Raw genomic sequence first — 20,050 nt, forward strand, 5'->3', positions numbered from 1 at the left:
TCATGTCTAAAGGGTTTACATTCGAAAAAAATTTACCTCATCAAAAGGCAGGCGTTGATGCGGTGATGAATGTTTTTGTTTCCGCAACACCTCATCAGACAAATAATGTTGCTGTTCGCTTGTTAGCCAACCCTGAACTGAATCTTACTGAACAACAATACTACAACAACATAAAAAATGTTCAGGAGTTCAATGGCATTGAGCATTTAAAAGATAATTACGATGCTAAAAGCAATGTGATTGATGTTTCTATGGAAACAGGGACAGGTAAAACCTATACCTACACTAAAACCATTTTTGACCTGAACAAATCATTTGGCATTAACAAATTTATAATTATTGTTCCTACACTATCAATCAAAGCCGGAACAGTTAACTTTTTAAAAAGTGATGCTTTAAAAGAACACTTTCGAGATGATTACGAGCGAGAGCTAAAGACTTATGTTGTTGAGAGTCAGAAAAACTCTGGTAAAAACACGAAATCGTATATGCCCCAAGCTATTCATGATTTTGTTGAAGCAAGTAATTTCAACAAGAAATATATACACGTTCTTGTAATCAACTCAGGGATGATTAACTCCAAGTCTTTAACTGATACTTATGATGTTGGTTTGCTTGATAATCAGTTTGATACACCATTTTCCGCCCTTAGTGCGGTAAAACCATTCATCATTATTGATGAGCCTCATAAGTTCCCTACGGGTAAAAAAACATGGGAAAACATTGAGAAATTTAATGCTCAATATATCATTCGTTATGGCGCTACCTTTAGTGAAGGCTATAAGAACTTAGTTTATCGTCTTACGGCCGTAGATGCATTTAATGACGATCTTGTTAAAGGTATTGATGCTTACATTGAAGATATTGTTGGTGATGGTTTCGCCAGCCTCAAGTTCATCAAATCTGACGGAAAAGAAGCCACATTTGAACTGAACGAAAATGGCAATAAAAAAACGTTCAGGTTAGCCAAAGATGAATCACTATCTAAAACGCATAGTGCGATCCATGATTTAACGCTTGATGCTTTAAACAGGAGCACTGCAGTGTTGAGTAATGGTATAGAGCTAAAAATTGGTAGCTCTATAAACCCCTACTCTTATGATCAGACGCTTGCTGATAACATGATGCGTAAAGCTGTCAAAGAACACTTCAAGTTAGAAAAAGAGTATCTGACACAAAGACCACGCATAAAACCTCTTACTCTTTTCTTCATTGATGACATTGAAGGCTATCGTGATGGTAATGATATTGCAGGAAGCCTGAAAACTAAGTTTGAAGCGTTCGTGTTAGCTGAAGCTAATGAACTGTTAAAAAAAGAGAAAGATGAGTTTTATAGAAACTACCTTGAAAAAACTATTAAGGATATCTCTTCTGTTCATGGAGGTTATTTTTCAAAAGATAACAGCGATAAAGATGATAAAATTGAGCAGGAAATCAACGAAATCCTTCATGACAAAGAGCTTTTGTTATCTTTGAATAATCCTCGTCGTTTCATTTTCTCCAAGTGGACATTGCGTGAGGGGTGGGATAACCCTAACGTCTTTCAGATTTGTAAGCTCCGTTCGAGTGGTAGCATCACATCTAAACTTCAAGAGGTAGGACGTGGATTACGTCTTCCAGTGAATGAATATATGTGCCGAGTGAAAGACCGCAATTTTACACTCAACTATTATGTTGATTTTACAGAAAAAGATTTTGTTGATTCTCTTGTCAAAGAGGTTAACGATAGCTCTTTCAAAGAAACCGTTCCGAGTAAGTTCACTCAGGAGCTTAAGGATAAAATACTATCTAAGTATCCTGATCTTTCATCAAGGATACTCATGAATGAAATCTTTGACGCTGAAATCATTGATGAGAATGACAACTTCAAAGATTCTGATTCCTATATACGCTTAAAAGGTAAATACCCGGCAGCATTCCCTACCGGAGTAAAACCAAACAAAATCAAAAAAGCCACAGATGGAAAAAGACGTACTAAAATGCGTGCTGGCAAGTTCAGTGAACTGAAAGAACTGTGGGATTTAATCAATCAGAAAGCAGTGATTGAGTATAAGATAAACAGCGAAAATGAATTCTTATCCATTTTCAAATCATTCATGCTCGAAGAAACAGAAAGATTTACTAAATCAGGGGTTCATACTCGTATTGATAGAATTTACATTCATAATGATACTGCCATGTCAAAAAGTATCATCAGTGATGATGATAACTTTGCAAAACTCAATACAATGAGTTATCGAGAATTTCTTGATAACTTATCACAAACTATTTTTGCTAAACAGGATACCTTACATAAGGTGTTTTGTGATATAAAAGACACTATCAATATCACTGATTACCTGAACATTCAAACAATCAGAAAGATTAAATCTGGTTTCAGTAAATATTTGTTAAACAATTCTTTCAACAAGTTCAGTCTTGGATACAATGTAATTTCAGGCTCTGTTCATCCAACTAAGTTTACAACGGAAAGCGGTGAGCCTGTAGTTGAGGTGTTATCAAGTGATCTTGGTGTATTGTATGAGAATACAAAGCCACCATTGGATTCTTATCTTTTTGAAGAGGTCTTTTATGACTCAGAACTTGAAAAGCTCAACATAACAGATGAAGAAATTCAGTCTGTGTCTGTATTTACAAAAATTCCAAAAAATTCTATTAAGATTCCGGTTGCGGGTGGCTATACGTATTCTCCAGACTTTGCATATGTTGTAAAAACATCAAAAGGTGATTATTTGAACTTTATCATCGAAACAAAAAATGTTGAGGGGAAAAATAGCTTGCGACTTGAAGAAGAACGAAAGATAAAACACGCCAAAGTATTATTTAACCAAATAAGCAAGTCTGTTAAAGTGGAGTTTAATACACAGTTTTCTGATGACTCAATATATAAATTAATCAAACAAGCTCTTTGATGGTGTTTAAATCAAGGGCTCTAAAGCCCTTGATTTTTCGACGAATGGGTACTATCCCTACCGAATAATGCCATTTCTTCTACTAAGGTAAAAATAGTCCATTTGGCTGAAAATGGGCCCCTATATATGGGAGAGTCAGAGACTTCATCAAAGTGAATATTTACCATTATGGACATGTGATTAAAGCTGGCTCGGTGATTTGACCATCGCCCTCTCAATCAACCCCAGTAACTCTTTCTGCCGCTGTTCGTAGAACGCATCGAAATCGTCCGCACGTAGGGGTTCTACAGGAATGTGATGGCTTCTCAAAAGCGTGTTCATCGCGACATCATCCAGTTGTACCTGGTTGTGGGATTGTAGCGATGCCAGATAGACGGAGGGGGCTGACCCACCAATCATCCTGTTTGCTTTATAGGAAATAGGCGTTTTATTGATAATCGAATCGTACTGGCGTCGGGCGATACCTTGCTTTTCGCACCAGTCTTTCGGGAAGATATGATGGATATCGAGTGAGACTTCATCAGCTTCAAGGTTGCGAATCTGAGATTTCCAGAACAGGTCATGTGCGCCGTCGCGTAAGACCAGAACGTTAATCCCCTTATAAGCCGCACTCAGACGAGAAGCGAGTGAACCCAGACGATCAATCTGGAAATTGGCATCGTTGATGGTTCGCGGAAGGTCTCCATTGCCTTCAATCCAGGCCAGCAACTCCTCAACATCATTCGCTATACGCGTTTCAACGGCACCGCCGTAAAGTTCGCCCAGCACGCCACACCAGAACCATCTGGCCAGCTTCTGGTGAATCTGTGGTTCTCTCCAGCGTTCTTCATCTTTGCTGCAAATGACCGTCATGACTGCCGCCAGCGGGGCGATCTGGGTTCTATAAGGTAAGTCACGTTGAGAAGTAAAACATTCCTGGCGAAGGAATTTGGCGGCGCAATTGAATCCTCTTTCTACAACTTCAGCCCAATTTTTATAAGCGTCTAAAGGTAGCTCAAGGACAGATGCTCGTTTCGCACTGACGGGGGAAACTTGTTTACCTGTTTTGCCAGCGGCGATATCAGCTTTACGTTTTTCCAGTGTATGCAGCATGGTAATAGCTTGCAGGAAGTCTGTGCTTTCAACACCATTCAGAATCGGCTCTTCGGAAATTCGCTGCCTGCGAGAGATAACGTTTCGAATATCGCTGCCGTACCAGTCATCGCGTAGATTGTAGCCGTCAGCTGCGTAGCTCGCTGTAACCAGCTCAAATACCGAGAGTGGTACGCCTCCGGTGTTCACCTTTTCAAACACGAGGCATACCGCTTCTTTGGTCGTGTCTTTTTTCAGGACAATTAAAGGAATTTGGTAATCGTTGTACGCATCCAGGACCTGCGATTTGAATTCAAAGAATTGGGGTACCGCGTCAGGATTATGGGTGTACAGATCTTTTAGCCAACCCATTACCTCCAGAATTTCCGAGCAAGGGAAATATAACTGCTGGCATTCAAGTTCCCGGGTAGAAAGATCAAGCTCAACTTTACGACCAAAATCACTGCGAATCTGGCGACTACCATCGGTTGCAATGATGGCCTCATCCAGCCTGTCAGCACCCGCGAGAGCAGTGGGAATATGGATGTAGTAAAAACGATCGATCGGTTTCCCTTTTTCCGTCGTTGTTTTCACTGGTCCCTGAAGTTTAAGCACCTGAGTTAAGGTTGTCAGACGTTGCTGACCATCGAGAATCAATTTCTCTGGCGCAGGTAAGCCCGCGGAAGGAACATTCTCTACTGGTCTCACCTGAAAACGAACTTCGCCGCCCGTTTCAAGAAGCATTACAGCACCGACAGGAAATGAACGTCCCAGACTGACCAATAAGCTCCGTACATGCTCATCATCCCAGACCCAGCCACGTTGAAAATCGGGTAACTGAATTTTCCCGCCAACAATATCTTTCAGAAGATCCTTGAGCGGCAGTTTAGTGCTGTCAAATGTCGACATATCTACATCCTTGCTATGAGTTCAATGCCCGTAAGCGTCATTAATTGAAAACGGACTATATATACATTTTTCACGTTAAACGTTTTACTTAAACAAACAATGGCTCGGTAACTTTGTGAATCTGCTGGAAATCAAAACCTATCTCTTTGGCAATTTCTTCCTGAACATTTTCAGGGAAGTGTGCTTTCAGAATTTGCTGCATAAGTGAGCAAATAAGGTTCTTGTTATTTTTCAGCCGCGCGTAATACTCTTCAGTGAAACCGCCTGCGACGCAATAGCTCACTAACTCTGTGACTGGAGGTTCTTTGCTTCCAGTGCTGGAACAATGTTCAGCATTATGAAGTTCCCAGAATCCATCCCCTTTCAGCCGCCAGAACGGCATTTGAGGGTAGTGGGTTGCGCGCTTTGGACCAAAACGTTCTAACAGGTTAAGCAGCGGGTGATGGATTTCCGTACCATAGTCGAATAAACGGCCATGGCCACGCTGGTAATTTGCCAGTACATACAGAAGCAATAGCGGCTTATGAGGTGCACGTTCATTACCTTTGCGCCAGATTCTAATATCGGAAATAGCTTGTTCCAGGGTTTTATTGGGGATCATCGTGTTATGTCATTAACTAAAATAATTGCGATGATGCTCGCAAAATCCCTCCCAATCAACCACCCACCTCTCACAACCAACAAAAAAGGCGCCCATCGGCGCCTTCCCCATTCAATTGATTTTTCAGCCTTTCGAACTCTTCGCCGATATCACTCCGACGAACTCCACCACCTGCTTTTGCTTACGCGCTGAGAGCTTACTCACCTCGCGCACCAGCTTCTCCATCTCCGTTTCTTCCGGTTCTGGTTCTCGTGCGGTCAGGATCATGCAGCCTTTCATCACCTTCACGTCCACTTTGGTGCCGGTGCTGAATCCGGCTTCATCCAGCCAGTAGCCCTTCATGATAAAGGCCGGCATACGGGCGTGATCGTGAAAACGGCTCGCATAACTCACGGTGAAGGTGCGGTTATCGGCGGGGAACACTTCTGGTTCAAATGAATCTGCAATACAATCGACGTTAGTCATAGTTACTATTCTCTCTAATAGTGATTGTGATGAGCGGTGCGGACGTGTTGGCGCATGTCCGCATCGCGTTATGAATACCTGTATATTTAATCAGGAAAATATTTAAAGTCCAGCTGAATACAAAACGTAATAAGCGTTATTCGGAGTGATTTGAATATATAAAAATCATGAATTCATTATTCACAATATATATTTCCGGAATAAGTATTTAATTACGCTCACTCGATCTCCGCATCCTCAACCGTCCCGCCAGCGTTACATGCGTCGCCGCATCTTCCTGATTGCACAGATACTCCACGGCTAACCGCCCCAGCTCGCTATAAGGCAGCTGAATACTGGTCAGCGCCGGAGTCAGCTGTTCGGAAATCTTCTGATCGTCGTAGCCCGCCAGCAGCATGTCCTGCGGGATCTGCACGTTGTTCACCGCCAGCGCCTGATAGCAGCCGATCGCCAGCCAGTCGCTGGCGCAGAAGATCGCGTCCGGGCGTTCCGGCAACGCCAGCAGGGCCTCGGTCGCGGTGAAGGACTCGCTGAACTGCCAGTTGGTCGGGCGAACCAGACTCTCATCGAACGCCAGTCCGGCCTGTTCCAGCGCGGCCTGGTAGCCCGCCTTACGCTGGCGGGTGGCCTCCATCCAGCTCTCGCCGGTGATGTGCGCGATGCGCGTGGCCCCCTGAGCAATCAGATGGCGCGTCACCTGGAAGGCGTTGGCGAAGTCGTCGGGAATGAATGACGGCAGCAGCGGGGAGCCGGGGTCGCGCTGGTTGAGCAGCACCAGCGGGAGCTGCGTGCAGTCCTGGAAATCGGTCATGTCCACCAGAGTGGTGACGGGGGAGGCGAGGATAATCCCCACGCAGTTGCGCTTCTCCAGCTGGCGGATGATGTTCAGGGCCAGCTCCACGTCGTCGCCGTAGTCGTACACGGTCAGCAGCGTCTCGTTGCGCCAGGCCGCATCCCGCGCCTGGCTGATGGCGTCGATAAAGGGGTCGTAACTTTGCAGGGAGCTGACCAGCAGCGCCACCTCTTCCTGGTTGCGCGGCGCGTGGATGGCGGGCAGGCGGTCGTAGCCGAGTTCGGCGGCCACGCCGATCACCCGCTGGCGCGTCTCGTCGCTGAGCTTGATGTTGCGGGACTGGTTGAGCACCAGCGATACCGTCGCCTGCGACACCCCCGCCGCACGCGCAATATCGTTCATCGTGATTTTGTTTTTCCGCTTCATCCGCTCGCTCCCCCTTGAGAAACAGCATCATACCTTAACCGTCTTCCAAAGCGCGGTCGATCACGTTTCTTATGCGCTCAAGCCTGAACTTTGTGATTGCTGTCGCTTTTCTGAATGCGCCAGTTTGCTCATTTATAGTTCAACTAATATTTATTAGCTAAATATTATCAGCAAGTGAGGCGACGATGAAACAGCAGTGGAGTAAAGAACAGGCGCAGGCGTGGTATCAGCAAAAAGGGTGGCTCTGCGGGTTTAACTATCTGCCGTCGACGGCGGTGAACTGGACGGATATCTGGCAGCAGGAGACGTTCGATCCCGAAACCATTGACCGTGAACTCGGCTGGGCGGCGGACGCGGGCTACAACACCCTGCGCATCAACCTGCCGTTTATCGTCTGGGAGCACGATCGCGACGGATTGCTGGCGCGTATTGACCACTTTCTGACGCTTGCTGACCGCCACGGGTTCAGCACCATGCTGACGCTGATGGACGACTGCGGGTTCTCGGGCGATGAGCCGTATCTCGGCCCGCAGAAGCCGCCGATCCCGGGCAAACACAACAGCCAGGCGGCGGCGAGCCCAGGGCGCGATAAAGTGTGCGATCGCGACTGCTGGCCGCAGATTGAGCGTTATATCCGCGACGTTATCCGCCAGTTCCGCGACGATAAACGCGTCCTGGTGTGGGATCTCTACAACGAGCCGGGCAACCGCGGGATTTTTGCGACCGGCACCGTGGAAGTGCAGTACGACGAAAAACTGGAAAGCTACGCGCATGAGCTGATGAAACGGGCGTTCGAGTGGGCGCGGGAAGAAGATCCGGAGCAGCCGCTGACGGTCTGCGCGTGGCGCGTGTCGCCAGATGTGGAAGTGGAAGGAGAGACCTTCTTCCAGCATCCGCTCGATCAAACCGCGCTGGAGTTGTCGGACGTGGTGAGCTACCACGCTTACCTCAACACCGGGCGCATGACCGCGATTATCCAGCAGTTACAGCAGTTTGGCCGCCCGATGTTCTGCACCGAATGGCTGGCGCGCCACGTCGGGAGCACCATCGAAGAGCAGCTCCCGCTAATGTACACCGCGAAGGTCGCGCCGTACCAGTGGGGCCTGGTGCGCGGCAAAACCCAGACCTGGCTGCCGTGGCCGGTGATCATGACCGGCTCGACCGACTACTGCCGTCTGTGGTTCCACGACGTCTTCGAAGAGAACGGCATCCCGTTCTCGCGCAGCGAAATCGCCCTGATGCGCAAGCTGCGCAAAATCGCCCCGCAGCCGCAGGCATAACAATAACGATCCGGCGGTACGCCGCCGGACAGCAAGGTACGCACTATGGCAACGACAATGAAAATACCGTCTCGCGAGTTGTGGTCCTATTTTGGCTATGGTTTAGGTCAGTGTTTTAGTTTTGGTTTAGTGGGTTCATTTATTAACTATTTTTACACCGACGTGCTGGGGATCTCGGCCCTGGCGGCGAGCTCGATCTTCCTGATTGCCCGCGTCTGGGATGCGGTTCACGATCCGCTGTTCGCCAGCATTATGGACACCATTAACAGCCGATTCGGCAAGTTTCGGCATTTTTTACTTATCGCTCCGCTGCTGATCACCGGCGTCACGCTGCTGTCGTTCTATAAAATCGAAGCGGACATGACCACCAAAATCCTCTACGCCGGGGTGACCTATATTCTGTGGGGGACGCTGTACGCGATCTCCGATATCCCGTTCTGGTCGATGTCGTCGGTGATGACCAACGACTCCGGTCAGCGCACCCGCGCGGTGACGGCGGCGATGCTCGGCGTCAACGCCGGGATTGCCTGCGCGAATATCTTCTTCCCGAAACTGGCGGCGTTTTTTGCCCAGTACAGCAACGACAAAGGCTATTTCATGGCGGCGCTGGTGATGATGCTCTTCGGCCTGCCGCTGATGTTGAACGGCTTTATGCAGATTAAAGAGCGCGTCCCGCCGAGCGCGGAGAAGGTGACGATGCGAGACACCTTCCACAATCTGCGTCAGAACAAACCGCTGTTCGTCATCCTGCTGTCGTTCTTTTTCTGCGTGTTCCATAACGTCGCCAACGGGATTTACATCTACTTCTTTATCTACAACCTCGGCGACGGCAGCCTGCAGATGGCGATCGGCATTATGGGGATCGTGGCGGCGGTGGTGTGCCTGATAGCACCAATGCTGACCCGCAGGATGCAGAAGCGAAAACTGTTTATGATCCTCTGCGGGCTGGATATCGCGGTGCGCGCGGTGATGTGGTTCGCGGGATATCACCACACGGCGTTGCTGTTCCTGCTGCTTGGTCTCAGCACCTTGTTCGTCATGATGAGCAATATCCTCACCTCGTCGATGATCGCCGACACCATCGAGTACGCTGAGTACCACACCCATAAACGCTGCGCGGCGATCACCTTCTCCGGGCAGACCTTCACCGGCAAGATGTCGGTGGCGGTGGGCGGGGGCTTGATCGGCGTGTTCCTGACGATGATCGGCTACGTACCGCAGGCGCAAACCCAGAGCGATGGCGTGCTGACCGGGCTGTTCTTCGGCATCTGCCTGCTTCCGGCGATTGGCTCGCTGATCCGCCTCGGCTGCATGTCGCGCTTCACCTTTACCGAAGAGAAACATGCGGAGATTTGCCGTCTGCTGGCGGAGCGCCGCCATGCTTCAGCGCAGGATGTGGAAGGCGACGAGCGGCTGGATCGCCCGGTCTCGGTGAATTAGCTTTTATGGGCGCCTGCCCGGCAGGCGTCCACTTATCCTTCAGAACACCGGTACGCCCAGCCCCTGTTTCACCTCTTTGAGCGTCGCCTGCGTGATCTCGTGCGCCCGTTCGCTACCGTTTTTCAGCATCGCCATCAGTTGGCTTTTGTCCTGAATGTAGGTCGCCCGGCGCTCGCGCATCGGCGCAATCAGCTCCTGCAGACAGGCTTCCAGCTCGTTTTTGCAGGTTCTGTCGCCCAGTCCGCCCTGCTGATAGTGCGCTTTCATCGCCGCGACTTTGGCTTTGTCCGCGTGGAACGCATCCAGATAGGTAAACACCACGTTGCCCTCGACCTGCCCCGGATCGCTCACTTTCAGATGGTTCGGATCGGTATACATCGCGCTGACGGCGCGGTGGATGGTCTCTTCGCTGGCCGAAAGGTGCAGGGTGTTGCCGAGGGATTTTGACATCTTGGCGTTGCCGTCGACGCCCGGCAGGCGGCTGGTGTCGCTCAGCATCGCCTTGCAGTGGCGCAGTACCGGGGCGGGCAGCAGGCTATTCATCTTGTGGACGATTTCGTTGGTCTGCTCGATCATCGGCAGCTGGTCATCGCCGACGGGCACCACTTCCGCTTTAAACGCGGTGATATCCGCCGCCTGGCTGATGGGATACACGAGGAAACCGGCGGGCAGCGAGCGGGCAAAGCCTTTCTGGGCGATTTCGTTTTTCACCGTCGGGTTGCGCTCCACGCGCGCCACGGTGACGATGTTCATATACAGCATCGTCAGTTCGGCCAGCGCGGGCAGGGCGGACTGCAGGCAGATGGTCGTGAGATCGGGATCGATACCCGCGGCGAGATAGTCGGCCAGCACTTCGGGGATGTTATCGCGGATTTTTTGCGGGTTGCTGCCATTATCCGTCAGGCCCTGCAGGTCGGCGACCAGCACAAACTGCTGATAATCCTGCTGGAGCGCGACGCGCTGGCGCAGCGATCCAACATAGTGCCCAAGATGCAGAGGGCCAGTCGGACGGTCGCCGGTGAGGATGGTCGTTTTGGTGTTCATGTAAGACTCCTTAAGGTTTTAAAAGCCGAAAGACGTCTTAGAAATGCAATAGCCGCCTTTCGGCGGCTATCTGAAAAAGAGGGAAAACAATTCCGGGCCGCCTTTAAGAAGGCAGCCACCACTGGGTGTGATGGAAAGCGGGGAGGTGTTTTCTGTTCATTGAATTACCGTATCATGTTCTGAGCGAAACACAACAGGGGATCCTATGCTGCAATCACTGAACCACCTCACGTTGGCCGTCAGCAACCTGCAAACCAGCATGAATTTCTGGCGCGATCTGCTGGGTTTGTCACTCCATGCCCAGTGGGACACGGGCGCATATCTCACCTGCGGCGACCTCTGGCTGTGCCTGTCTTTCGACGAAACCCGCAACTACGTTCCGCCTGAGGAGAGCGATTACACCCACTATGCGTTCAGCGTTGCACCCGAAGATTTTGACGCTTTCTCGCACAAGCTGGAGCAGGCTGGCGTCACCGTCTGGAAAACCAATAAAAGCGAAGGGGCATCGTTCTATTTTCTCGACCCGGACGGACACAAGCTGGAGCTGCACGTGGGCGATATCGCCGCGCGACTGGCGGCGTGTCGGGAAAAACCTTATGCGGGGATGCGGTTTTATTCGCAGGATTAGTCGCAAACCATCTCGCGCTGCGTAATCTCCATTTGCGCGTAACCCGCCGCCAAAAACAGCGGCGTTAAACGCTCAGGCACTGAGACCGGGGTGCTGATTCCTGGATATTGCTCGCTCAGGATCTGCAACATGCGCTGAGCCTCTCCCTTGCCGCGCGATGCTGGTTCCACAAATAGATAGCGCAGCTGCGGCACCGGACCGTGAGTGGTGATAACCGCCCATGCTCCCCGACCTGTGTTCAGCACCGTGCAGGGCAAGGATCGCAGCGCCAGCGGATCCAATTGCCAGGGCGTGGTCTCCGGCGGAGCAGAAAAGAGTGCGTGGTACAGGGAATCCAGCGTGGCGGAGTGTAGTTTCGCGCCCTGCGGGTTCTCCGTCGAGCTGCCTTTAAACCCGAGCAGCGCCTGTGCATCGCGAAAACCCAGCGACTTGTACAGCGCAATCCCGGCGTTGTTTTCGGCGATCACTTCCAGATAAAGACGCGCTACGCCTTTGGTTTTCAAAGCGGCGAACAGCGGTGCGAGCATCGATCGGGCCAGCCCTTTCCCACGAAGTGCCGGAACGATGGCAAACGCCGCCAGACGCGCGATCGAATCTCGTCGGGTGATAATGGCAATCGCCACCGGCTCACCGTCCTGCAGCCAGACGCAGGAGTCTTCCACACTCATCCCTTCTGCCCCGAAACGCAGGGCAAAAGCTTCCGGCGTGAGCGAGAAAGGGACGAAATAGTTCTGAAAGCAGCGCCCCAGAATGTCAGTAAGTTCCGTAAAGCTGAAATGAAGCGCGCTGGTTGCGGTCAGTTCCATGACGATCGTCCTCACAAATAGACAGGAAATCAGTGTAGCGGATGAATTCTTTCCTGTATTACTGAACTTCCAGCGTTTTCAGTTCGTCGGCGATGGCTTTATTGCGTTCAGTTAATGTTGAACACATCTGCTTGTCTGATTCTTGTTTGCCTCGGCAGTAAAGATTCATCTGTGCGTTATTGAGCAGCACTCGATTGTTAAGGGTATTGATTTTATTTTCTGTCGGATTCTGTGTGCCATTTGCCAGCGCCAGGCGAAGCCCTTCCATAAACGAACAACTGTTATGGTAATCCATAAAGTCGTTGATCCCTTTAGAAAGCGGATACGCGGTGATATCGTCATCTTTTAAGTGCTGCGCAATCGCGATTGCTTTGGTCTCGCGGGTTTGCTGAATTTTGTTATCGACGGCCGTGATAATCATTTGCTTGTAAACCACCTCATTGACCAGTGAACGTTCGGAGTTAGAAAACATCGCTAACGCTGAGAAAATTGATTTGCTCACTGCTGGTGTGGCAACGGTAGAAATACCGGCAAACAGACTGGTTAATGTTCCGGCGGTCACGTTAAAAGAAGCATCTCTGCCATAGATACTACGTCTGTGAATTAGGCATACCTGCTCCGAACCGGTCATCAGGGTGTAAATGGCGTTGTTGCGCTGGGTTCGGCATTTACCAGATCTGTCGGTTGTGCTCGTTGCAGTGACACAGTCCTCTGAAACAATGGCCTGCCTTTCGTTTATCTTATTTTGATTATCTGGATTTTTCTTTTTATCATCAGCAGCTGGATTTAATAATGCTCGCATTATTTTGTCAGAGGTAAAGGTAATGTTTTCATCAATGTCGGGGCTGGAATAGCCCCGATAAAAATAACTGTCGGATACGCAGCCAGAGGTAGCCAAGCAAGATAACGTGAGCAAGCAAATACACTTTTTCATGATGACCTTCCTGACCGCAGAATGGTGTTATGTCGCCCACTGCTCTTTTAATTCCTGTGCAGTACCAGGGAAATAATTGCAGTCCAGATGCCCAAGATAATTACCCGGAATCCCCGGAACGGAACGGCAACCGGAAGGTCCTTTTGGACCATCGGTATATTGCCAAAGCCAGTATTGATCCCAGTGAACTGGTAGCGTTGGATGAGCATTGTACTGTGCCAACCATAAACGATGGTTGTGATAAAAAGGATCCCGGGTGTTGCCTAATTTCTCGCGGAGCAGATTGCTACCATAAATCACCGGGCGGCGATTAAGTTTGCTATATATCGCCTGACAAAATGCTCTAACCCCTTCTTCGGTCATTTGATTGCCCGGCGTAGGTTCAAAGTCCAGTGCGATCAGCGTGTTTTCATCAGGCTGCGCGTAGTCCAAAAAATTCTTCACCTGCTGCGAAATATCCGCTGCCGTTCCCCAGTGATAAGCGCCCCACATCAGACCCGCATTCTTAGCGGCTATTCTGCGATTATCATACTCATCATCCCTGCCCGATGCCCCCGTGGTGGCTTTATGGATCACCGCCACCAGACCTGCGTTTTTGGCTTGCTGAAAGCTATTCACTTCATCGCCGTGGTAGAGATCTACCACGAAGGGGATATGTTGAAGTGCTGCGTTGGTTTCCAATGCTGGCGCAGCAAGGCTGTGCTGAGAGACTGCGGTGCACGCGCCCGCCCAAATAAATGTATTGGTTGATATGCGATACCAGTGGGTATTTCCTTCTACATTATCACCGACAACCACAGCTAAAACGGAGACGGTTTGTCCCGCCGCCATTTTTTGCACTACGGGAGCCAATATGGACGGTTTACCCTGACGCACGTTGACCAGAACGGTTGTGGTTACGCTTCCTTTTAATGGGATTTCCGGATAGCTGCTCATAGAGACCTCGTGATGATTAACAGTTAACCCGCACCAGAAGATGTCGTGTTTTTGTCTAAAGAGGGAGAAGGCACGTCGGCATCGCCATGTGGGGCGGCTTTATAAGCGAGATAACCGGCATGGCTAATACCGAGTAGCCATGACAGGCCTTCTGAAACGGGAGGGAATAGTTGCAACCACGTATGATCTGTCTTGCCAGGTATTGGAACTGGTTGGGGAAAATAGTTATTCCAGAGCAAAGTGGCGTATACGACTAACAGGATGAACGTGATGATGAATTGTTGGATTTTTCCCAGATCGGCCGAACCGGCATTAGCACTCTCTTCACCACGAAAAAGGTCTAGCCAGCTAGCAAAATCAGATGAGGAAAAATAGAAAATTTTACCGGAGGGGATGATGTCCACTTCGGGTTTATTAATTGCCTGAGATACCTGTTGTGCCGCTTGATTCGGCGATTTATTCTCCTCTTTGGCATTTAAAATCGCAGGCGCTGCCGCAAGCGACGTTAGTGAGATCCCCATGATCGCGAGAAGGTATTTATCTAATGTTATGTCCAGGGGCGAATCGACATGTGCCCATATTCTTAGTAACGCAGCGGTATACAATGCAGATAAAATCAGTACCGACCAGCACAATGCCTGTAATTTCGACAAACTAAAACGGTTACGATAATCGATGAAAATACCTGTAAAACGTCCATTGATGGCATAGCCAATACTTAGACAAAAAACAATCATCAGAATGAGCGTACTAAGCCATGCTATTTGTGGTGTATGCTGAAAAAATATCGGGGAGAGAAATGAGCCTACCAGGCTCACGATTATAAAGAACTTCGCGCCGGATGCTGTTCTGGGCATACAACATACCTTAATGAAAAAAGATGATGCTATTAACCATATAGGTGGGCATTAATCCGGCATTAACAATAAAGCATGAAAAGAATAAGGGTTTTTCATGCTTATGGTTGAAATGTTTTGCTAACAACGGTGGGAATTACTCCCCGACCAGCTCAATCCGGTTCCCGTCCGGGTCGGCGATCACCGCCTCGTAAAACCCGTCCCCCGTCATGCGCGGCGCGCTGAGCAGCGTGCCGTTCTGCTGCGCCTGTTCCGCCATACGATCCACATTGGCTTTGCTGCCAACGTTGAGAGCGATATGTGCCCAGCCGACAAATTCAGGATGCACGGGCTCGTCCGCCAGTTCCGGGACCGTCATCAGCTCAATCGTCGGGCCGTCGGTGAGCGTAATAAAGTGCGACTCAAACCCAGGGCGATTTTTACTGATGTATTTCTCGTTGCTGCGACCCCCGAAAACCGTTTCCCAGAACTGAACCTGAGCGGGCAGGTTGCGGGTCCAGAGTGCGACATGTGCAATATTCATATTAAGCCTCGTTGTTTGCTGCGCATAGTTAAGTGATGTTCCTGGAACCGGGCGGGTAACTCTTCGCGCTGCACTTTCTGCTGCGATCGCTCCGTGTGGCTGACGGGCTGGAACCAGAATCCGTCGTAAGGCTGGTTAGCCACAAGCGGGTGAGACGGTTTACTGCGTTTCATCATCAGGCTCCCTTCCAGGTTGCATCGATTGACAGGCTGAGCGTCATGCAACATTATGCGCATTGATGCTCGATTTGGATTTTAACAGGACTCTTTATGCTCGATTATGCTGCTTTTCCGGAACAACGACAAGATCTGATCCGCAAGATCCTTCAGGACAACGGCAGGGTGGTCTGCACGGAATTAGCGACGCAAATGAAAGTGTCTGAGCACACGATTCGCCGTGATTTACATGAGCTTAGCAAAGAAGGGCTGTGCAAAAAGGTCTACGGCGGCGCGGTGCTTCAGCTGCCGGATGCGGGAAATTTTCTCGCTCGCGAGCGAAAAAATCCTGCAAAAAAAGACATGATCGCGCAGAAAGCGGCAACCTTTATCAAACCCGGCAGCTGTATTTTTATGGATACCGGCACCACCAACCTGGCGCTGGCGAAGGCATTGCCTGCGGATTTGAACGTGACGATCGTGACCAACTCTCCGGCGATCGCGGCGGAGCTGCTGCGCCATCCTCTGTGCGAAGTGATCATGACCGGCGGGCAGATCCAGCGCGCCTCGGGCGGTGCCGTCGGGGCGACGGCGGCCAGTCAGATCCAGGGGATTATTTTCGATCAGGCCTTTATCGGCGGATGTGCGATGGACCCCGAAATGGGGCTGACCGGCTTTGATTTTGCCGACTGCGAGTTTAAGAAAACGGTGATCGCCCAGAGCAATCAGACCATCGTGGCGCTGACCACCGACAAAATCCCCGGCGTGGCGCGCTTCGTGGTCGCCAGAACCGGTGACATCGACGTGCTGGTGGTGGAAGCGAGCATGAACCCGGATGTTCTCAGCGCGTTCGCGACTCAGGATGTTCGCATTGTGTGCGCCTGACGACTTTGCCTGGCAAAACAGGCTACACTCTGACTTTGAGCGCTAAAAGCCGAGGATAACAACAATGCACTTCACACAGAAAGATCGCGATAACACAGAAAAATCAGAAGGGAAAAACGGCGCGGGCGCACTGCAGCAGAAATTGCTCGAGTCCCGCTCGATCATCATCTCCGGCGAAATTGACCAGGCGCTGGCCGAGAAAGTGATCACTCAGATGATCCTGCTGCAAAGCGTGAGCAACGATCCGATCAAGCTGTACATCAACAGTCAGGGCGGCCACGTGGAAGCGGGCGATACTATCCATGACTTTATCAAGTTCATCCGCCCGGATGTGCACGTGATCGGTACCGGCTGGGTGGCGAGCGCCGGGATCACCATCTTCCTGGCGGCGAAAAAAGAGCACCGCTATGCGCTGCCAAATACCCGCTTCATGATCCATCAGCCGCTGGGCGGCGTGCGTGGTCAGGCAACGGATATTGAGATCGAAGCGCGCGAGATCATCCGCATGCTGGATCGCGTGAACAAGCTGATTGCTGACGCGACCGGCCAGCCGCTGGAAAAAGTGAAAAAAGACACCGACCGTAACTTCTGGATGTCTCCTGGCGAGGCGCTGGATTACGGCATTGTCGGCAAGATCATCACCCAGTATGACGAGCTGAAGCTGGATTAAGTGTTCCAGAAAGCGCCCGGTTACGGGCGCTATCGTTCATGTAAAACGATCGCCGTCCAGCTGGGTCTGGTGATTTCCGGAAACTCCGGATACGGCTCCAGCCGCGTACAAGCCCCCGCCCAGATATAGGTATCCTCTCCCACCCGATACCAGTGCGCATTGCCCTCTACCGCATCACCCACCACCGCCCCCTGAATCGTCACGCGACTCCCGGCAGGCAGTTCATTCGCGACGGGCGAAAATACCGACGGATTATCTCTGCGAGTGAAAACGCCCATCGTGGTTTTCACGTTTCCAGAAACCGGGAGTTCAGTGAAGTCGCTCATATCGCCTCGTGACAGTGCGCGCTTATTAATTAACGATATAAGCCGCTAAGGATCGGGCGATAACCATAAAGGCTGAAACTGTCACGGTGTGTCATGCGAACGGTTGAAGGGGCAATTGGCGGGCAATTGACCCACGACAAAGCAGCCGCCCGGCCCGTCTCTCATAATCGCACCTGTTTCCCTTCTCACTGGTGCTTTCCCATGGCGTATCAACTGAATCTCAATTGGCCGGAATTTCTCGAAAAATACTGGCAAAAACAACCCGTTGTGCTGAAAAATGCCTTCCCGAATTTTGTCGATCCGATCACGCCTGATGAGCTGGCGGGCCTGGCGATGGAGCCGGAAGTCGACAGCCGTTTGGTCAGCCATTTCAACGGTGAGTGGCAGGCGAGCAACGGTCCTTTCGAACACTTTGACGGTCTGGGCGAAAACGGCTGGTCACTGCTGGCGCAGGCGGTGAACCACTGGCACATGCCGTCCGCTGAGCTGGTGCGCCCATTCCGCGTGCTGCCGGACTGGCGACTGGACGATCTGATGATCTCCTACTCGGTGCCCGGCGGCGGCGTTGGCCCGCATATCGATCAGTACGATGTATTTATTATTCAGGGCATGGGGAGCCGCCGCTGGCGCGTGGGCGATAAGCTGCCGATGCGTCAGTTCTGCCCGCATCCGGCGCTGCTGCACGTTGATCCGTTTACGCCGATCATCGACGAAGATCTGGAGCCGGGCGATATTCTCTATATTCCGCCTGGATTCCCGCACGACGGCTTCACGCACGAAACCGCGCTGAACTACTCCGTTGGTTTCCGTGGACCAAACGGCCGCGACCTGATCAGCAGCTTTGCTGATTACGCGCTGGAAAACGATCTGGGCGGCGAGCACTACAGCGATCCGGATCTGACCTGCCGCGAACATCCGGGCCGCGTGGAGCAGTACGAACTCGATCGCCTGCGCAGCATGATGATCGAGATGATCAGCCAGCCGGAAGATTTCAAAAAATGGTTCGGCAGCTTTGTCAGCACCCCGCGTCACGAGCTGGATATCGCCGCGGCGGAACCGGCCTACGAACCGGAAGAAGTGCTCGATGCCCTGCAGGGCGGCGAAACCCTGTCTCGTCTGAGCGGTCTGCGCGTGCTGAACGTCGGCGGCAGCTTCTTCATCAACAGCGAACAGCTGGAAACGGTGGATGCGAAAGCCGCTGACGTGCTGTGCCGCTACACCGAGTTTGGCCAGGACGAACTGGGCGACGCGCTGCAAAACCCGGCGTTTGTCGCTGAGCTGACGGATCTGATCAACCAGGGCTACTGGTACTTCGAAGAGTAATCCGCTCGATGAACATGGCGGCGGCGTAGCCTTTGCGCCGCCGCAATGTTATGGTTCCTGCGTCATCCGTCCACGCAAACGCCATCATGAACCTTGCCGCACAGCCTGATCTCTCAACCAAACGCCTGTTCTGCGTGGAAGATTTTATTGGCTTCGGCGAACGCTACGGCATCGATTATCGTTTCCCGCATCTGGCCGATAACGCCCGTCACGACAGCCCGGTTCTGCACGGGGATGTCGAAGAGATGACCCTCTCCTCCGGTATTTCCCTGACGCACTCCGACGTGCGCGTGCTTCAGCCCTATGAAACCACCTCTCGCCACAGCAGCCCGCTTTATATGCTGGTGGTGCTGGAAGGGTGCGTCACGCTGACGTTGAACGGCGAGGAGTATCAGGTATTGCCGGGGATGGCGTTCAGCTCGCAGCTGAGCGAACAGCAGGCGATGAGCGCCCGCCACGACGCAGACTGCACCCTGAAAACCCTCTCTTTTGGCGTTTATCCGAACCATGCCGATTGCGAGAGCTTACTGGAAACACTGCTCCTGGAATGGCAGCGCCTGCATGCGCCGACGTTCGTCTGGCCGGTGCCTGGGTTTGTGCTGATTGGCATTCAGCATGCGCAGCAGAAATGGCTGAGCGCCGTATCGCGCAAGCTGTTGCTCGAAGGGCTGATGTATCAGCTGCTCGGACACGGTCTGAATCAGTGCCAGCCGCAGGCGGTTCGCGGTGCGCTGCCGCCGTGCGGGGAGTTTGCGCGTCTGGAACGTATCCGGCGCATGCTGGAACAGTCGCCGGAACAGGAATACAGCCTCGCGCAGCTGGCGACACAGGCGGCGATGAGCCCTGGCAGCCTGCGGACCAAGTTCCGCCACGCCTACGGCAAAACCGTGTTTGATTATCTGCGCGACTGCCGTCTCGAGCTGGCGCGCCGCTATCTGCTGGAAGGGCACAGCGTGCAGCAGGCCGCGTGGATGTCCGGCTATCAGCACGCGACCAACTTCTCCACCGCGTTTCGCCGTCGATACGGCATCTCCCCCGGCGATCTGCGCCGACACGGCTAACGCAC

The 20,050-nt window shown here is 51.5% G+C and carries 19 protein-coding genes and 1 pseudogene; 8 read left to right on the forward strand and 12 right to left on the reverse strand.

Annotation, left to right across the window (positions count from 1 at the left end):
- Positions 1-2 precede the first annotated feature (2 nt).
- Positions 3-2,912 (forward strand): type III restriction-modification system endonuclease, encoded by a 2,910-nt coding sequence (locus U9O48_RS03010; protein ID WP_324723490.1) that lies wholly within the window; start codon positions 3-5, stop codon positions 2,910-2,912.
- A gap of 180 nt (positions 2,913-3,092) precedes the next feature.
- On the opposite strand, the gene U9O48_RS03015 is transcribed toward U9O48_RS03010, so the two are convergent.
- From U9O48_RS03015 to U9O48_RS03030, 4 genes and pseudogenes are all read right to left on the reverse strand, one after another.
- Entirely contained in the window at positions 3,093-4,892 is a 1,800-nt protein-coding gene (locus tag U9O48_RS03015) for a GmrSD restriction endonuclease domain-containing protein (RefSeq protein ID WP_324723491.1), read from the reverse strand.
- 94 nt (positions 4,893-4,986) lie between these two features.
- Positions 4,987-5,493: pseudogene (locus U9O48_RS03020) on the reverse strand (phosphorothioated DNA-binding restriction endonuclease); the annotation flags it as partial.
- 123 nt (positions 5,494-5,616) lie between these two features.
- Positions 5,617-5,958 (reverse strand): endoribonuclease SymE, encoded by a 342-nt coding sequence (gene symE, locus U9O48_RS03025; protein ID WP_282493400.1) that lies wholly within the window; start codon positions 5,956-5,958, stop codon positions 5,617-5,619.
- A 208-nt stretch (positions 5,959-6,166) separates the two neighbouring features.
- The gene (locus U9O48_RS03030; protein ID WP_324723492.1) at positions 6,167-7,177 is read right to left on the reverse strand and encodes a LacI family DNA-binding transcriptional regulator; all 1,011 of its coding nucleotides are present in this window, start codon (positions 7,175-7,177) and stop codon (positions 6,167-6,169) included.
- A gap of 185 nt (positions 7,178-7,362) precedes the next feature.
- On the opposite strand from U9O48_RS03030, the gene U9O48_RS03035 reads away from it, so the two are divergent.
- Together U9O48_RS03035 and U9O48_RS03040 are read left to right on the forward strand one after the other, a co-directional pair.
- Positions 7,363-8,457, forward strand: a complete 1,095-nt coding sequence (locus U9O48_RS03035) for a cellulase family glycosylhydrolase (protein WP_324723493.1) — start codon at positions 7,363-7,365, stop codon at positions 8,455-8,457.
- Positions 8,458-8,502: 45 nt separating this feature from the next.
- Positions 8,503-9,897, forward strand: coding sequence for an MFS transporter (locus tag U9O48_RS03040; protein ID WP_324723494.1), 1,395 nt, complete (start codon positions 8,503-8,505; stop codon positions 9,895-9,897).
- A 39-nt stretch (positions 9,898-9,936) separates the two neighbouring features.
- Here U9O48_RS03040 and trpS read toward each other — a convergent pair whose 3' ends face one another.
- The gene (trpS, locus tag U9O48_RS03045; protein WP_285145139.1) at positions 9,937-10,941 is read right to left on the reverse strand and encodes a tryptophan--tRNA ligase; all 1,005 of its coding nucleotides are present in this window, start codon (positions 10,939-10,941) and stop codon (positions 9,937-9,939) included.
- Between the two features lie 205 nt (positions 10,942-11,146).
- Here trpS and U9O48_RS03050 point away from each other — a divergent pair, with 205 nt between their 5' ends.
- Positions 11,147-11,569: a FosA family fosfomycin resistance glutathione transferase gene (locus U9O48_RS03050; RefSeq protein ID WP_324723495.1), complete on the forward strand. Its 423-nt coding sequence runs from the start codon at positions 11,147-11,149 to the stop codon at positions 11,567-11,569.
- Here U9O48_RS03050 and U9O48_RS03055 read toward each other — a convergent pair.
- The 6 genes from U9O48_RS03055 to U9O48_RS03080 form a co-directional block, all read right to left on the reverse strand.
- Complete coding sequence (locus tag U9O48_RS03055) at positions 11,566-12,375, reverse strand: GNAT family N-acetyltransferase (RefSeq protein ID WP_324723496.1); 810 nt, start codon at positions 12,373-12,375, stop codon at positions 11,566-11,568. The genes U9O48_RS03050 and U9O48_RS03055 overlap by 4 nt on opposite strands.
- Positions 12,376-12,433: 58 nt before the next feature.
- Entirely contained in the window at positions 12,434-13,309 is an 876-nt protein-coding gene (locus U9O48_RS03060) for a hypothetical protein (protein WP_285145143.1), read from the reverse strand.
- 27 nt (positions 13,310-13,336) lie between these two features.
- Complete coding sequence (locus tag U9O48_RS03065) at positions 13,337-14,245, reverse strand: GH25 family lysozyme (protein WP_285145144.1); 909 nt, start codon at positions 14,243-14,245, stop codon at positions 13,337-13,339.
- Positions 14,246-14,268: 23 nt separating this feature from the next.
- A complete protein-coding gene (locus U9O48_RS03070; RefSeq protein WP_285145145.1) occupies positions 14,269-15,102 on the reverse strand; it encodes a hypothetical protein in 834 nt (277 codons plus the stop codon).
- Between the two features lie 136 nt (positions 15,103-15,238).
- On the reverse strand, positions 15,239-15,625 hold the full coding sequence (locus U9O48_RS03075) for a VOC family protein (RefSeq protein ID WP_285145146.1): 387 nt from the start codon (positions 15,623-15,625) through the stop codon (positions 15,239-15,241).
- Positions 15,622-15,801, reverse strand: coding sequence for a hypothetical protein (locus tag U9O48_RS03080; protein ID WP_285145147.1), 180 nt, complete (start codon positions 15,799-15,801; stop codon positions 15,622-15,624). The genes U9O48_RS03075 and U9O48_RS03080 overlap by 4 nt, the downstream gene beginning before the upstream one ends.
- Before the next feature lie 93 nt (positions 15,802-15,894).
- On the opposite strand from U9O48_RS03080, the gene U9O48_RS03085 reads away from it, so the two are divergent.
- Both U9O48_RS03085 and U9O48_RS03090 read left to right on the forward strand, forming a co-directional pair.
- Positions 15,895-16,665 carry a DeoR/GlpR family DNA-binding transcription regulator gene (locus U9O48_RS03085; protein WP_324723497.1) on the forward strand — a complete coding sequence of 257 codons (771 nt, stop codon included), beginning with the start codon at positions 15,895-15,897 and terminating at the stop codon, positions 16,663-16,665.
- 64 nt (positions 16,666-16,729) lie between these two features.
- Complete coding sequence (locus U9O48_RS03090; RefSeq protein ID WP_285145149.1) at positions 16,730-17,335, forward strand: ATP-dependent Clp protease proteolytic subunit; 606 nt, start codon at positions 16,730-16,732, stop codon at positions 17,333-17,335.
- A 29-nt stretch (positions 17,336-17,364) separates the two neighbouring features.
- On the opposite strand, the gene U9O48_RS03095 is transcribed toward U9O48_RS03090, so the two are convergent.
- The gene (locus tag U9O48_RS03095; RefSeq protein ID WP_285145150.1) at positions 17,365-17,661 is read right to left on the reverse strand and encodes an SH3 domain-containing protein; all 297 of its coding nucleotides are present in this window, start codon (positions 17,659-17,661) and stop codon (positions 17,365-17,367) included.
- A 201-nt stretch (positions 17,662-17,862) separates the two neighbouring features.
- On the opposite strand from U9O48_RS03095, the gene U9O48_RS03100 reads away from it, so the two are divergent.
- On the forward strand, positions 17,863-18,984 hold the full coding sequence (locus tag U9O48_RS03100; protein WP_285145151.1) for a cupin domain-containing protein: 1,122 nt from the start codon (positions 17,863-17,865) through the stop codon (positions 18,982-18,984).
- Between the two features lie 86 nt (positions 18,985-19,070).
- Positions 19,071-20,045, forward strand: a complete 975-nt coding sequence (locus U9O48_RS03105; protein WP_324723498.1) for an AraC family transcriptional regulator — start codon at positions 19,071-19,073, stop codon at positions 20,043-20,045.
- The last annotated feature ends 5 nt before the right edge of the window (positions 20,046-20,050 follow it).

This window comes from Lelliottia sp. JS-SCA-14, from assembly GCF_035593345.1.
GTDB lineage: Bacteria > Pseudomonadota > Gammaproteobacteria > Enterobacterales > Enterobacteriaceae > Enterobacter > Enterobacter wanjuensis.